Origin of the sequence: Sulfuricystis thermophila (assembly GCF_004323595.1) — a bacterium.
GTDB classification, from domain to species: domain Bacteria; phylum Pseudomonadota; class Gammaproteobacteria; order Burkholderiales; family Rhodocyclaceae; genus Sulfuricystis; species Sulfuricystis thermophila.
This window is the reverse complement of record NZ_AP019373.1, coordinates 86,446-100,741: the sequence shown is the minus strand read 5'-3', so window position 1 is coordinate 100,741 and position 14,296 is coordinate 86,446. Positions and strand designations below refer to the sequence as shown.

General features: G+C 64.0%; 12 protein-coding genes. 8 read left to right on the top strand and 4 right to left on the bottom strand.

What is annotated here, in order from left to right:
* The first annotated feature begins 2 nt into the window (after positions 1 to 2).
* From M52SOB_RS00585 to M52SOB_RS00575, 3 genes are all read left to right on the top strand, one after another.
* Positions 3 to 692 carry an MBL fold metallo-hydrolase gene (locus M52SOB_RS00585; RefSeq protein ID WP_131109882.1) on the top strand — a complete coding sequence of 230 codons (690 nt, stop codon included), beginning with the start codon at positions 3 to 5 and terminating at the stop codon, positions 690 to 692.
* 154 nt (positions 693 to 846) lie between these two features.
* Entirely contained in the window at positions 847 to 3,012 is a 2,166-nt protein-coding gene (gene katG / locus M52SOB_RS00580; protein ID WP_131109880.1) for a catalase/peroxidase HPI, read from the top strand.
* 71 nt (positions 3,013 to 3,083) lie between these two features.
* A complete protein-coding gene (locus tag M52SOB_RS00575) occupies positions 3,084 to 3,470 on the top strand; it encodes a DUF423 domain-containing protein (protein WP_131109878.1) in 387 nt (128 codons plus the stop codon).
* Here the strand turns inward: M52SOB_RS00575 and M52SOB_RS00570 are convergent.
* The 3 genes from M52SOB_RS00570 to M52SOB_RS00560 form a co-directional block, all read right to left on the bottom strand.
* Positions 3,448 to 3,669 (bottom strand): DUF3079 domain-containing protein, encoded by a 222-nt coding sequence (locus M52SOB_RS00570; RefSeq protein WP_131109876.1) that lies wholly within the window; start codon positions 3,667 to 3,669, stop codon positions 3,448 to 3,450. The two genes, M52SOB_RS00575 and M52SOB_RS00570, sit on opposite strands and share 23 nt — an antisense overlap.
* Positions 3,670 to 3,671: 2 nt before the next feature.
* Positions 3,672 to 5,390, bottom strand: coding sequence for a M1 family metallopeptidase (locus tag M52SOB_RS00565; RefSeq protein ID WP_131109874.1), 1,719 nt, complete (start codon positions 5,388 to 5,390; stop codon positions 3,672 to 3,674).
* Positions 5,391 to 5,547: 157 nt separating this feature from the next.
* Positions 5,548 to 6,711, bottom strand: a complete 1,164-nt coding sequence (locus M52SOB_RS00560) for a ChaN family lipoprotein (RefSeq protein ID WP_131109872.1) — start codon at positions 6,709 to 6,711, stop codon at positions 5,548 to 5,550.
* A gap of 126 nt (positions 6,712 to 6,837) precedes the next feature.
* On the opposite strand from M52SOB_RS00560, the gene msrA reads away from it, so the two are divergent.
* Complete coding sequence (gene msrA / locus M52SOB_RS00555) at positions 6,838 to 8,049, top strand: peptide-methionine (S)-S-oxide reductase MsrA (protein WP_284155129.1); 1,212 nt, start codon at positions 6,838 to 6,840, stop codon at positions 8,047 to 8,049.
* Positions 8,050 to 8,137: 88 nt separating this feature from the next.
* The gene (locus M52SOB_RS00550; protein ID WP_131109869.1) at positions 8,138 to 9,070 is read left to right on the top strand and encodes a ZIP family metal transporter; all 933 of its coding nucleotides are present in this window, start codon (positions 8,138 to 8,140) and stop codon (positions 9,068 to 9,070) included.
* A gap of 81 nt (positions 9,071 to 9,151) precedes the next feature.
* On the opposite strand, the gene M52SOB_RS00545 is transcribed toward M52SOB_RS00550, so the two are convergent.
* On the bottom strand, positions 9,152 to 10,150 hold the full coding sequence (locus M52SOB_RS00545; protein ID WP_131109867.1) for a cytochrome-c peroxidase: 999 nt from the start codon (positions 10,148 to 10,150) through the stop codon (positions 9,152 to 9,154).
* Between the two features lie 134 nt (positions 10,151 to 10,284).
* Here M52SOB_RS00545 and M52SOB_RS00540 point away from each other — a divergent pair, with 134 nt between their 5' ends.
* The 3 genes from M52SOB_RS00540 to M52SOB_RS00530 all read left to right on the top strand — a co-directional run bounded on the left by M52SOB_RS00540 (position 10,285) and on the right by M52SOB_RS00530 (position 14,294).
* Positions 10,285 to 11,190 carry a hydrogen peroxide-inducible genes activator gene (locus M52SOB_RS00540; protein ID WP_131109865.1) on the top strand — a complete coding sequence of 302 codons (906 nt, stop codon included), beginning with the start codon at positions 10,285 to 10,287 and terminating at the stop codon, positions 11,188 to 11,190.
* Positions 11,191 to 11,276: 86 nt separating this feature from the next.
* Entirely contained in the window at positions 11,277 to 12,833 is a 1,557-nt protein-coding gene (gene ubiB, locus M52SOB_RS00535) for a ubiquinone biosynthesis regulatory protein kinase UbiB (RefSeq protein ID WP_131112366.1), read from the top strand.
* Between the two features lie 21 nt (positions 12,834 to 12,854).
* On the top strand, positions 12,855 to 14,294 hold the full coding sequence (locus M52SOB_RS00530) for a high affinity choline transporter 1 (protein ID WP_131109863.1): 1,440 nt from the start codon (positions 12,855 to 12,857) through the stop codon (positions 14,292 to 14,294).
* Positions 14,295 to 14,296 lie beyond the last annotated feature (2 nt).

Below are 14,296 nucleotides of genomic sequence, written 5' to 3'. Positions count from 1 at the left end.
AGATGGACCACTTTCGCCAGCTGCGCGACGAGCCCACCGGGGCTTATTCTTATCTCATCGGTTGCGGTGAGACGGGACGCGCGCTGGTGATCGATCCCGTCGTCAGCCAGACCCCGCTTTATCTGAGCCTGCTCGGCGAGCTGGCGTTGACCTTGGAATGGGTGCTGGAAACGCATCTGCATGCCGACCACATCAGCGCGGCGGATTCGCTGCGCGCCTGGACCGGGGCGCGGGTGGCCGTCGGCGCCCATACCGGCATCGCCGATGCGGATCGCCTGCTCCACGACGGCGACCACCTACGCTGCGGCTCGATCGAGCTCGAAGTCTTGGCCACGCCGGGCCACACACCCGGTTGCGTCAGTTACCACTGGCGCGGCCGGCTGTTTACCGGCGATTGCCTGCTGATCGGCAGCTGCGGACGCACCGACGAGCCGGGCAGCAATGCCGCCACCTTGTATGACAGCGTCGTCCGACGGCTGTTCGCCTTCCCGGACGAAACGCTGGTCTATCCCGGTCATTGCCTAAACGGCCGGCGCGTCAGCAGCATCGGCGAGGAGCGCGAAAGCAATCCGCTGTTTCTGAACGTCAGCCGCGACAGCTTCGCCAGCACGCCGATCGTCAATGACCTGCCAGGGATCGTGCCCATCGCACTCGAAGCCAACCATCATTGCGGACGGTTGATCCGGGCCTGAATACCCTGCAGGTGCCGTCCCACCAGCGCCGACTTTGGCGCAGCATCAGCTATCGACCCGATAGTGACAATTCAATTGTTATGAGGAAGGCCCGGCCGTAGTCTCTCATCGTGGAGAGTGATTCTCATCCACCTGACCACGAAAGGAGAGAGACATGAACACCCAAGGCAAATGCCCGTTCGCCCACGGCGGCGCAACCACGGCGGACAAGCAGCACGACTGGTGGCCCAAAGCCCTCAACCTCGACATCCTGCACCAGCACGATACGAAGACCAACCCGCTGGGCAAGGATTTCGACTATCGCGAGGAGCTGAAGAAGCTCGACGTCACAGCGCTCAAAAACGACCTCAAGGCGCTGATGACGCAAAGTCAGGATTGGTGGCCCGCCGACTGGGGTCACTACGGTGGCCTGATGATCCGCATGGCCTGGCACGCGGCGGGCACCTACCGCATCGCCGACGGCCGCGGCGGCGCCGGCACCGGCAACCAGCGTTTCGCGCCCCTGAACTCCTGGCCCGACAACGCCAACCTCGACAAGGCGCGGCGCCTGCTGTGGCCGATCAAGAAGAAATACGGCAACCGCGTGAGCTGGGCCGACCTGATCGTGCTCGCCGGCACGATGGCTTACGAATCGATGGGCTTCAAGACCTTCGGTTTCAGCTTCGGTCGCGAGGACATCTGGCATCCGGAGAAAGACATCTATTGGGGCGCGGAGCGCGAGTGGCTGGCGCCCAGCGACGAGCGCTACGGCAACCTCGACCAGCCCGACACGCTGGAAAACCCGCTCGCCGCAGTGCAGATGGGCCTGATCTATGTGAACCCGGAAGGTGTCAATGGCAAGCCCGACCCCTTGAAGACTGCCGAGATGGTGCGTATCACCTTCGCGCGCATGGCGATGAACGACGAGGAAACCGTCGCCCTCACCGCTGGGGGTCACACGGTCGGCAAGGCACACGGCAACGGCTCTGCCGCCAATCTCGGTCCGGCACCCGAAGGCGCGGAGATCGAGGAACAGGGCCTGGGCTGGATGAACCACAAGACCCGCGGCATCGGTCGTGACACGGTGACCAGCGGCCTCGAAGGCGCCTGGACGAGCCAGCCGATGAAGTGGAACACCGGCAAGGGGGGCTATTTCGACATGTTGCTCAACCACGACTGGTGGCTGAAGAAGTCGCCGGCGGGCGCCTGGCAGTGGGTGCCGGTCAACATCGCGGAAGAGGACATGCCCGTCGATGTCGAAGACCCGTCGATTCGCGTGCTGCCAATGATGACCGACGCCGACATGGCGATGAAGTTCGACCCGGTCTATCGCCAGATCGCCGAGCGCTTCTATCGTGAGCCAGCCTATTTCGAAGAGGTCTTTGCGCGTGCCTGGTTCAAGCTCACCCACCGCGACATGGGGCCGAAGTCGCGTTACTTCGGACCGGATGTGCCGCAGGAAGATCTCATCTGGCAAGACCCGGTACCAACGGGCCGTAGCGACTACGACATCGCCGCCGTCAAGGCGAAGATCGCCGCAAGCAATCTTTCGATCCAGGAAATGATCGCCACCGCCTGGGATTCAGCGCGCACTTTTCGTGGCTCCGACAAGCGCGGCGGGGCCAACGGCGCGCGTATCCGTTTAGCACCCCAGAAGGATTGGGAAGGCAACGAGCCGGCTCGCCTGGCGAAAGTGTTGGCGGTCTATGAAAAGATCGCCGCCGAAACGGGCGCGAGCATCGCCGATGTGATCGTGCTTGGCGGCAACGTCGCTATCGAGCAGGCAGCCCAGGCGGCCGGCTTCGCGGTCACGGTGCCGTTTGCGCCAGGTCGGGGCGATGCGACGCAGGAGATGACCGACGTCGCATCCTTCGCGGTGCTCGAACCGGTGGCCGACGGCTTTCGCAACTGGCTCAAGAAAGACTACGCGGTCACTCCGGAAGAACTACTGCTCGACCGGGCTTCCTTGCTGCGGCTCACCGCGCCCGAGATGACGGTGCTGATCGGCGGACTACGCGTGCTCGGCGCCAGTCACGGCGGCACGCCGCATGGCGTATTCACCGACCGGGTCGGCGCGCTCACCAACGACTTCTTCGTGAATCTCACCGACATGGCTTACACGTGGAAGCCGGTCGGCAGCAATCTCTACGAGATCCGCGAACGGAAGAGCGGCAAGCTCAAATGGACGGCCACGCGCGTCGACCTGGTGTTCGGCTCGAACTCGATCCTGCGCGCCTATGCCGAGGTCTATGCGCAGGATGACGCGAAGAAGAAGTTCGTCGAGGACTTCATCGCCGCCTGGGTCAAGGTGATGAACGCCGACCGCTTCGATCTGCATTGACCCGTAATAAGGCGCCGGCGGGGCATTTGGGTATCATTCCATGCCGTCCCGCCAGCGCCGACTTTTGTCTCATGAACGCTACCGCCAAGACCTTCCTCGTCATCGCCGCCTTCCTGGCGCTCTCCTCGATCATCCTCGGCACCATCGCCGCGCACGCACCAAGCGAGCAGCTCATCGCCGCCAAGCAATGGTTCGACACGGCGATGCAGTATCACCAGTTCCATTCGCTCGCCTTGCTGGCGGTCGGCCTGCTCGCCGCCCACTGGCCCTCGCGCTGGTTCGCCGCCGCGGGTGGGCTGATGATCGTCGCCACGGTGCTGTTCTCCGGCACGCTCTATCTGCGCAGCATGGCCGGCCTGCATGCCGTGCATTGGCTCACGCCGTACGGCGGCTGGTGCTATCTCGCCGCCTGGCTCGCGCTGATCGGCGGCGTACTCACGGCTTCCCGCCGGGCTTGATCGACTTGGCCGCTGCGATTCCCTCGAGATCGAAGTCCCAGTCGCCGACGAGATACCAATCGTCGCCCAACAGCTCGGCGGGATGCGGTGTGCGTTCGGAGCCGTTGCCGCAGGCGAGATCCTCGACCGGACAATATTTGTCGCAGCCCCAGCAGATGCGCTCGGGATGTTTCGGGTGCAGGGGGAATTTCTTCGCCATCGTCATTGCCGGCGCGGCGGCCAGATACCCTTGTCGGCCGCGCGCGGTCCATCGAAGACGAGCCAGCTTTGTTTGCCGTAGTGCGGCAGCGCGCGCTGCAACGCCAGCAAGGCGCTGGCATCCTGCGCCGCGATGACGACGTAGGGGCGCTGTTGCGCATCCCGCCCGGCCCAGACCTGCGCCGAGCCGCGCGCCGGGAAGGGACGGGCCGGCAAGCCGTTGCGCGCGAGCCAGCCATCGATCTCCGCGGAAAGCCCGACGATCAGCAGCGGGCCCTGTGTCGTCGGCGTCGTGCTCACCGACACCGGCCTCGCATCGAGGATGCGTTGCGCCAGTGCTTGCGCCGGCTCACGCAGCGCCGGATCGGTGATGACGACGCCGGCCTTGGGCGCCACGAACACTTCGCGCAAGATCGGTGGAAACACTTTGGGATCGACGCGTCGCCAGATGCGGAAATCCGGATCGCTGCCGGTAAACGGCGGTGCGCCGGCCGTCTCCACCCAAGTGCGGAAGAAATCCCGCAAGGGCTGCCCCGAGGCGTCAGTGAACGCGGCTTCGAGATCGCGCCAGCCCGCGGTCCTGAACTGGTGGCGCTGCCAAAAGAGCCGCAAGCCACGCTCGAAGGCCTCGCGCCCGATCCGGTCGCGCAGCATCAGAAACACCATCGCCGCCTTGTCGTAGCCGATGATCGAGGCGATGCCATGGTGACGCGCGGTGAAATCCTTGAGCGCGAAATCCTCCTCCGGCGGCACGGCGGCATAGTCCCGCAGCCAGCCGATGCGCATCTCGAGCGCAGCGGCTGCACCCTCGTCTTCCTTGTAGGCATAGTCGGCCAGGAAGGTGGTCAGCCCCTCCGACCAGTTGCCGCGCTGCCAGTCGGGATAGACGCCGTTGCCCCACCAGTTGTGCAACACCTCGTGGCCGAGCGAGGTGGCGCGGATGAAGGGCAGACGGATCACCTCGCGGCCGAGATAGGTGAGCGTCGGCATGCCATAGCCGGTGGGCAGCGGGCTCGAGACGATGCTGAACATGCCGAACGGATAGGGGCCGATCTGCTTGCTGTAACGCTCGAGATAGCGCGCCGAGTCGTCGAGGTAGCCCGGCGCGAAATCCTTCAGCTCCGGGTGGAACCAGGTGCGGATGCGCACCGTGCGGTCGGCGAGCTTGAGCGCGCGCTCGCTGACGAGATATGGCCCGGCCATCAGTTCGAGCGCGTCGGCCGGGTGCGGGAACTCGAACACGGCACGGTAGCCGGCGGACGTATCGCTTTCCTCGACGAGCGTGCCCGGCACCAGCCCTTTCTGCCCGGCGGGCAGATGGAGCGTGACGCGATGACTGAAGAGCGTGCCCGGATCGGGATACCAGCCGGATGACGCCGGCAGGAAGCTGCCTTCCAGCCCGCTGTAACCCTCGCGCAGGGTCAGCACCTGGCGGTGGTCGAGCGCCGGCATCGGCGCGAGCATGCCCCAATAGCGGATTTCGACCTTGCGCGTGCCGTCCCGCCAGCGCCGACTTTTGACCGGCTGACCATCGAGCTTGAGTTCGGTGATTTCGAAACCCTGGCCAAGACGCATGCCGGTCAGGCCCTGCGGCTCGGTCAGCGTCGCCTGGGCGTTGAACGCACGCGTGGCCGGATCGAGCCACACCTCGAGTTCGAGATGCGGCAGCGCCCAGGCGAAAAGAGGAAAGGCGAGCAGAGCGAAGGACAGTGTCCAGGCCACGAGGCGATTTGTGAGCGGACGTCGGGCGGCCGTTGGCGAAGGGTGCGGAAAAGCCGCCCACTTGTCCGAGCGCAGCGAGTTGTGGGCGGCCCGCGCCCAAGCCTTACGGCGCCCCCGTCCGCGAACCATGAGCCAAGTGGCTTGGACACTGATCATTTCAGGAGCCCAACGGAAAGCGCGCGACGACTTCCATTTCCTCGTCGCCGCGGCGGATCTTCAGCGGCAGCCAGGTGCCGGGGGTCTGGCGCTGCACCAGCGTGCGCAGGGTGAGGAAGTTTTTCGCCGGCCGGCCGGCGATCGAGACGATCAGATCGCCGCGCTTCAAGCCGGCGGCCTCGGCGACGCTGCCCGTCATCACTTCGGTGATGCGCAGCGTCTCGCCGGCCTGTTCGGTCGCCACGCCCAACCGCGGCGCATTCTCTTTCGGCGCCTCGACGAGATACAGCGCATCGGCATAGCCTTTACCCAGCGCCACACAGGCATTGTCACGGTTCCAGGTCAGCAGGATGCTGCTCTTCGTCACCCCCAGCGCCTTGAGCTGATGGACGACGCCATGACCGTTGCGCACATGGCCGGCGCCCATGATGCCGACCACCAGCGCGCCGGGGTGCTTGCCCAGATACTCGGCCATGCCCTGCGCCATAGCGCGGTCCCAGAGCGTCTGACTCTCGACGAAGCGCGGAAACGCCTCTTCGCCGCGCGCCTTCGCCGGATGATGCTCGAACACCGCACGCAGCGCCTGGCGATAGTCTTCCGTCGGCGCCGCGGGCCGGCCGACGCCTTCCTTCTGCGCTTCCGGGACATTGTCCCAGCCCTGTTTGCCGACGGCATCGATCAGGCTGCGCTCGACGTTGACCGCCAGCATCGGGATGCGGTTCATGCGCGCGAAGTGAAACAGCGGCAGATAGTCGCGCGCGTCGAAGCCCCAGACCTTCTCCCACTCCACCTTGCGCAGGAACTCGTCCTCGGCGAGCCGCCCGGCCACCCACTCGTCGAGCACCGGCTGTAGCCGGCGCGGGAACATCTCGAAGCCGATCGCCATATTCGGCTGGCGGCTGTAGAGCTGCGCGAGCGTATGGAGCTGCCAGCGGTGATCCTCGGCACTGTCGTGCGCCTCGCCCAACAGCACCACCTGCGCTCGCGCTAGCTGATCGAGCAGTGCCGGGAACGCGACGGGCTGCGCGGCACGCTCACCCGGCACGCGCCACTCGCCCGCGACGCCGCAAGGTTCGGGCTTTTCGCCGCGGGCACAGGCGGAGAGACTTGCCGCGCTGGCAGAGAGCGCCAGCACGGCCGTCAGGAGGAGAACCTTTGGACGCATGATTGTCTAAATGGGGTTGGATGTCATCGATACCAGGAAGACTGGTATTTTGCCCGTTCGGTTCCATTTCGTTGGGAACGCATGCACATCATGTTCAAAGCACTTTTCATCGTGGGGTCAATCATCATGACGACGCTTGCCAACGCCGAAACCATCGTGTTGGGAATGGGCTGCTTCTGGGGCGCGGAAAAACGCATGAGCGAGCTGCCGGGCGTCATCGACGTCGAGAGCGGTTATGCCAATGGCGAGATCGAGGGCCGTTACGAGGCGATCCTCGCGCATGAGCGGGCATTGCGTTTCGGCATGACGAAAAAGCGCAACCATGCCGAGGTCGTCAAGGTCACGTTCGACCCAGCGAAGGTGAGCTTGGAGACGGTGCTCGCCCGCTTCTGGGAAAACCACGATCCGACGCAGGGCGACCGGCAGGGCAACGACATCGGCAGCAACTACCGCAGTGCGATCTACACGACGAACGACGCGCAGCTCGCCGTCGCGAAAAAGACCCGCGATGTCTATCAGGCCGCGCTCCAGGCCGCTGGCCGCGGCACCATCACCACGGAAATCGCCCCGCTCAAAACCTATTTCCGCGCCGAGGAATACCACCAGGACTACCTGAAGAAGAACCCGAACGGCTACTGCGGCCTCGGCGGCACCGGGGTCAAGTATCCAGGTCCACTGGGGAGCAAGGCCGCCGCGCCGCTCAAGGCTCTCGATCCGAAAACGCTCAATCTCAAGCGTCAGCTGATCGTCTTCGAAGCCGAGGATTGCCCGTATTGCAAACAGTTCAAGGCCGAAATCCTCGACCACTGGCAGTCCGAGGTGCCCGTCGCGCGCACGCTGAGCCCGCAGCCACCCGCCGGCTGGACGCTGGAAAAGGCGCTGTTCGCCACGCCGACCATCGTGCTGTTCGAAAACGGCAAGGAGGTTTCGCGTTACACCGGCTGGAACGGCGACAAGCCACGGTTCTGGAAGTGGCTCGGCTTTCATCTGCTGACCCCCGAACAGCAGCGCATCGCCTTCGAGCAGGGCACCGAATATCCCGGCACCGGCTCGCATCTCGATGAAAAGCGTCCCGGCACCTTCGTCGATCCGATCACCGGCGCGCCGCTCTTTCGGAGCGACGCCAAATTCAATAGCGGCACCGGCTGGCCGAGTTTCTTTGCGCCCCTGCCCGGCGCGCTCACCGAGCACGTCGACCTCTCCCATGGCATGCGCCGCATCGAGGTGCGGAGCGCCTCATCCGGCATTCACCTCGGCCACGTCTTCGACGACGGCCCGCCGCCCACCGGCAAGCGCTACTGCATCAACGGCAATGTGCTGAAGTTCGTGCCGGACTAAAAGCGCAGGCCGACCCATAGTCAGCCACTATCCCTGCGGTCGGCGGATTCAATTGGCTCGAGCGTCGATTCGGTAATACATTGGCGACATGAACGCTTCGGGATTCTCTTTGTCCGCACCTTGGCCTGCACTGCTCGTCGTCCATGCGCGTCGTCATCCTTGGGCGGCGACGGGGATGGGCTTGGGCGCGCTGGCGGTGCTCGGCTTGCTGGCGCAAAGTCTCTTCGCCGTCGCGGCCGATGGGGCCGCATTAGGCCTGCGTTACGGCCTCTTGGGAGGCCTGGCCGGTTTTGTGGCGACGGCGCTGGGCGCCTTGCCGGCCTTTGCGCTGCGTGCGATTCCTCAAAAACTCGAAGACTCGATGCTCGGCTTCGCCGCCGGGATGATGCTCGCGGCAAGCTGTTTTTCGCTGCTGCTGCCCGGTCTCGCCGCCGCCGCCGATCTCGTCGATGACAAGGCGATCGGCGCCGCGATTGTCGTGCTCGGTCTGGCGCTCGGCGTGCTGTTGATGCTCGGGCTCGACGAATTCACGCCGCACGAGCATGCCAAGAGCGGCAGCTGGGGCGCCGGGCACGCGCAGGTGAGCCGGGTCTGGCTGTTCGTCTTCGCCATCGCGTTACACAACCTGCCCGAAGGCATGGCGATCGGCGTCGGCTTCGCGCGCGGCGATATCGCGACCGGATTGCCGCTTACCGCTGCGATTGCGTTGCAAGACATTCCGGAAGGGCTCGCCGTGGCACTGGCGATGCGGGCCGCGGGCTTTTTACCTCACCGCGCGGTCGCCGTCGCGATCCTCACCGGCCTCTTCGAGCCTCTCGGCGCCCTGATCGGCGTCGGGCTCGCCGGCGGTTATGCCATCGCCTATCCGATCGGTCTGGGGCTCGCCGCCGGCGCAATGATCTTCGTCGTTTCGCACGAAGTGATTCCCGAAACGCACCGCAATGGCCATCAGACGCCGGCGACGATCGGGCTGATGGCCGGCTTTGCACTGATGATGGTGCTCGATACCACGCTCGGCTGACGGGTGGCCTCACCCCTGCCGTCCCGCCAGCGCCGAGTTTTGGCATCAAAAACCCCGCCGCAGCGGGGTTCCGGCCGACGCTTACTTCGCGAAAGGCTTCGGCTTGGGTGTCTTGTCGCTGGAAGGCGGCAGGATCGGCAGCTGGAACTTCGGCTGCTCGCCGGTCAGCGTCTTCAGAAAAGCGACGATCTGGGCGTTTTCCTTATCGGTGAATTTACGCCCCAACTGCAGCCGGCCCATCAGATCCACCGCTTCCTTGAGCGTCCAGACGGCGCCGTCGTGGAAGTAGGGATAAGTCAATTCGACATTGCGCAGCGTCGGCACCTTGAACATCATCCGGTCGGCGTCCTTCTTGGTGACATCCGCGCGGCCTTGCGCGGCCGCCGTGGTCTTGTAGGGTTCGACGAGGCCCATTTTCTGGAACGAAGTGCCGCCCAGCGCCTCACCATTGTGGCAGGCGACACAACCGCTCTCTTTGAAGAGTTTCCAGCCGGCCTCCTCTTCGGCCGTCAGTGCATCTTTCTTGCCGAGCAGATACTGGTCGAAACGCGAATTCGGCGTCACCAGCGTCTTTTCGAATTCCGCGATCGCGGCCGTGACCTGGTCGATGTCGATTTTGTCCTTGCCGAAGACCATCTTGAATTCGCGCACGTATTCGGGAATCGATTCGAGCACGCCGACGGCCAGGGTGTGGGAGAAGGCCATTTCGCCCGGGTTGGCGATCGGCCCACCGGCCTGTTCCTTCAGGTCTGCTGCACGGCCATCCCAGAACTGGGCGACGTTGAGGCTGGAATTGAGCACCGTCGGCGCATTGATCGGTCCCTGCTGCCACTTGTCGCCGATCGAGGTGGGCAGATTGTCGGTGCCGCCCATCGACAGATTGTGACAGCTATTACAGGAGATGAAGCCTGACTTGGACAGGCGCGGATCGAAATAAAGCTTCTTGCCCAACTCCACCATACCGAGGTTGATCTGCTTCGGCGGTTGGATCGGCTTGACAAACTCCTCAGCACGGGTCAGCGAAGCACCAGAGGCAAGGCCGATGACGGCCAGAGAAACGACGAGAGAACGCATTTTCATGAGCCACTCCTTTCTGATGGAAAAAACGTCGTGCAGAGCAGAAAAATACCCGTAAAATTTTTGCGGATGTTGACGTAAGTCAATGATTTATATATAGTTTTTTACTATTTTTCGTATAGTCGTTTCCTATGGCCATGAAGCTGTCCGCTCTCCGTTACCTGGTGGCCTTCGCCGACGAAGGTTCGATGAGTCGCGCCGCCGAACGCTGCCACGTCACGCAACCGACCCTTTCGGTGGCTTTGCAGAATCTCGAAGCGGAGTTGGGTGTCACTTTGATCGAGCGCGGCAAGGGTCATGTCGCACTCACCGATCTGGGTTGGCAGGTCGTCGCCCAGGCGAGGAAAACCCTCGACGAAGCCCGCCGCATCGAGCAGGTGGCCCAGCTCGGCAAGAATCCGCTCCATGGCGATTTCCGTCTCGGCGTGATCCATACCATCGGCCCCTACCTGCTGCCGGAATTGATCGCGGCGATGAAGCGCATTGCGCCGGAGACCCGCCTGTTCATCGAGGAAAGCATGACGGCGCTGTTGGCGGACTACCTCAAATACGGTACGGTCGATGCAGCCATCATCGCGCTACCCTTCGACATTCCCGGTGTGCAGGTCCAGCCGCTCTACGACGAACCCTTCGAAGTGATCGTGCCAAAAGGACATCCGTGGGCGAAGCGGGAACGGATTGCGGCAAGAGAAGTACGCGGCGAAGACGTGCTGGTGCTCAAGGCCGGCAACTGCTTCCGCGAACAGGTGCTCGATGCCTGTCCCGAGATCAGCCATGCCGAAGGGTCGACACACGAAGGGCATTCGATCGAAACGGTGCGCTGCATGGTTGCCTCGGGCTACGGCATTTCGGTGTTGCCGGCCGGTGCGCTGAACGGCATCTACAAGAACGACCTGGTGGTGTCGATTCCTTTCGAGGAACCCGCCCCCTCCCGGCGGGTCGCGATCGCCTGGCGCAAAAGTTTTGCCCGGCCGCGGGTCATCGAGGCAATCGTCAAGGCCGTGGGAATGATCAAGAACCCGAGCTACGAGATCCTCGCTTGAAATCGGCGCTGGCGGGACGGCACCCTGCGGCCAAAATGGCCGCAGGGTGCTAAAGTTTCGCCCTTCGATTGCTGCGGTCTTTCCCTGTGCGCCTGTTCCGTCTCGCCAAAATCGCCCGCGTCGGCCTCAAGTACGGCCTCGACCGGCTGATCCTCGAACATGATCCGAGTGGTCGGCTGGCGTGGCCGCTCGAGCTGTTGAACGGGCTGTATTTCTGGCGCGACCGCAGCCGGCTGGCCGCGCCGCGCGGCGTGCGGCTGCGTGAGGCCCTCGAAACGCTCGGACCGATCTTCGTCAAGTTCGGCCAGGTGCTCTCCACGCGCCGCGACCTGTTGCCCGACGACCTTGCCGACGAGCTGGCGAGACTGCAGGACCAGGTGCCGCCATTTCCCTCTGACGAGGCGATCGCCGAGATCGAGCAGAGCTTCGGGCGGCCGTTGAGCGAGATCTATGCGACTTTCGAGCGCGAGCCGGTGGCCTCCGCTTCGGTTGCCCAGGTGCATTTCGCGACGCTGTTCGATGGTACCGAGGTCGCCGTCAAGGTGTTGCGCCCTGGCATCGCGCCGGTGATTGCGCACGACATCGCGCTGCTCGACACTTTCGCCGGCCTGCTCGAACGCTTCTGGTCCGATGGCAAGCGCCTGAAGCCGCGCGAGGTGGTGCGCGAGTTCGCCAAGCATCTCGACGACGAGCTGGACCTGATGCGCGAAGCGGCGAACTGTTCGCAACTGCGACGCAATTTCGCCGGCTCGCAGCTGCTCAAGGTGCCCGAGGTGTATTGGGACTACTGCTCGCGCGCCGTGATGACGATGGAGCGCATGTACGGCATCCCGATCAGCCAGGTCGGCCGCCTCGTCGCAGCGGGCGTCGATCTCAAGGCGCTGTCGCGCGCCGGGGTCGAGATTTTCTTCACCCAGGTGTTCCGCGACGGTTTCTTCCACGCCGACATGCATCCGGGCAACATCCTCGTCTCGACCGATCGTGACAGCTTCGGCAGCTACATCGCGCTCGATTTCGGCATCGTCGGCACGCTCACCGAGGTCGACCAAAATTATCTGGCCATCAACTTCCTCGCCTTCTTCCGCCGCGACTACAAGCGGGTGGCCGAAGCGCACATCGAATCGGGCTGGGTGCCGAAGAACACCCGCGTCGACGAACTCGAAGCCGCGGTGCGCGCGGTGTGCGAACCGATCTTCGACCGGCCGCTGAAAGAGATTTCCTTCGGCCATGTGCTGCTGCGGCTGTTCCAGACCTCGCGCCGCTTCAATGTCGAGATCCAGCCGCAGCTCGTGCTGCTGCAAAAGACGCTGCTCAACATCGAGGGCTTGGGCCGCCAGCTCGACCCCGATCTCGACCTGTGGCAAACCGCCAAGCCTTTCCTCGAACGCTGGATGAGCGAGCGCATCGGCCTGCGCGGGTTGATCAATCACATCAAGAAAGAGGGTCCGCAATGGGCGTCGCTGCTCCCCGCGTTGCCGCGCCTCGCACACCAGGCGCTCACGCAGGCGAGCGAGCGTACTGCCGTGCTCGATGACGAGCTCGCGCGCCTGCGCGAGGAGGCGGCCGGCAGCCGCCGCCTCGCCAACGCCGCGGTGCTCCTCGCCCTCGCCGCACTGCTGCTCGCCACCTTTCAGTTCTTCTAGCACTGCTTCCGGAGACCGCTCATGCTGCTCGGCTTCGTCATCCTCTATCTGGTCGTTTCCATCGGCATCGGCATCTATGCCGCCACCAAGGTGCACAATGCCAAGGATTACATCGCCGCCGGCCGCTCGCTGCCGTTCTACATCGTCACGGCAATGGTGTTCGCCACCTGGTTCGGCGCCGAAACCGTGTTGGGCATCCCCGCCACTTTCCTGAAAGAGGATCTCGCCGGGCTGATCTCCGATCCGTTCGGCGCCTCGCTGTGTCTGGTGCTGTTTGGACTGTTTTTCGCCCGCAAGCTGTATCGGATGAACCTGCTCACCATCGGCGATTTCTACCGCCAGCGCTACGACCGCACCGTCGAGGTGATCACCGGCATCGCCATCGCGCTTTCCTACCTTGGCTGGGTTTCCGCCCAGGTCACCGCGCTGGGCCTGGTATTCGACGTGCTCTCGGACGGCGCGATCACCCAGCAGCAAGGCATTCTGATCGGCGCGGCGGTGGTGCTGATGTACACCCTCTACGGCGGCATGTGGTCGGTGGCGCTGACCACCTTTTTCCAGATGATCATCATCGTCATCGGCCTCATCTACATCGCCTGGTTGCTCACCGGCATGACCGGCGGCGTCGCCCCGGTCATCGCGCATGCCGCAGACAACGCGAAGTTCCACTTCTGGCCGGAGCTGGATGCCGTGGCGCTGATCGCCTTCATCTCCGGCCTGCTGACCATGGGCTTCGGCTCGATCCCACAACAGGACGTCTTTCAGCGTGCCAACTCGTCGAAGAACGAGACCGTCGCCGTCTGGGGCACGGTCGTCGGCGGGCTGGCCTACTTCCTGTTCGCCGCCGTGCCGCTGTTCATGGCCTACTCCGCCAACCTGATCGATCCGGAACTGGCGGCCCGCTGGCTGGGTGAAGACAGCCAGAAACTGCTGCCGGAACTGATCAAGGGACATCTGCCCTTGTTCGCCCAGGTGATCTTCTACGGCGCCCTCTTGGCGGTCATCATGTCCACCGCCTCGGGCACGCTGCTCGCGCCGTCGGTGACGATCTCGGAAAACGTCATCAAGGACTTCATCAGCCGCCGCCGACAGCTGCCCGATCATCAACTGCTCGTCATCACGCGCTGGGTCGTGGCGATCTTCACCGTGCTGGTCACGCTCTATGCGCTCTGGGCATTGGAAAAGGAAACCGGCATCCACAAGATGGTCGAGAACGCCTACAAGATCACGCTGGTGCTCGCCTTCGTGCCGCTGGTCGCCGGCCTCTACTGGCGGCGCGCCTCGACACGGGGCGCTTACTGGGCGATCGCGCTGGGTTTCATCACCTGGATTCCGCTGGAAATCCTCGCCCCCGAGGGCGCCATCCCGCCGCAGTTCGCGGGCTTCCTGATGGCCTGCCTCGGCATGCTGGGCGGCTCGCTGCTGACCCGCGGCCATGCGCACAAGAAACAGCCGGCCTGACG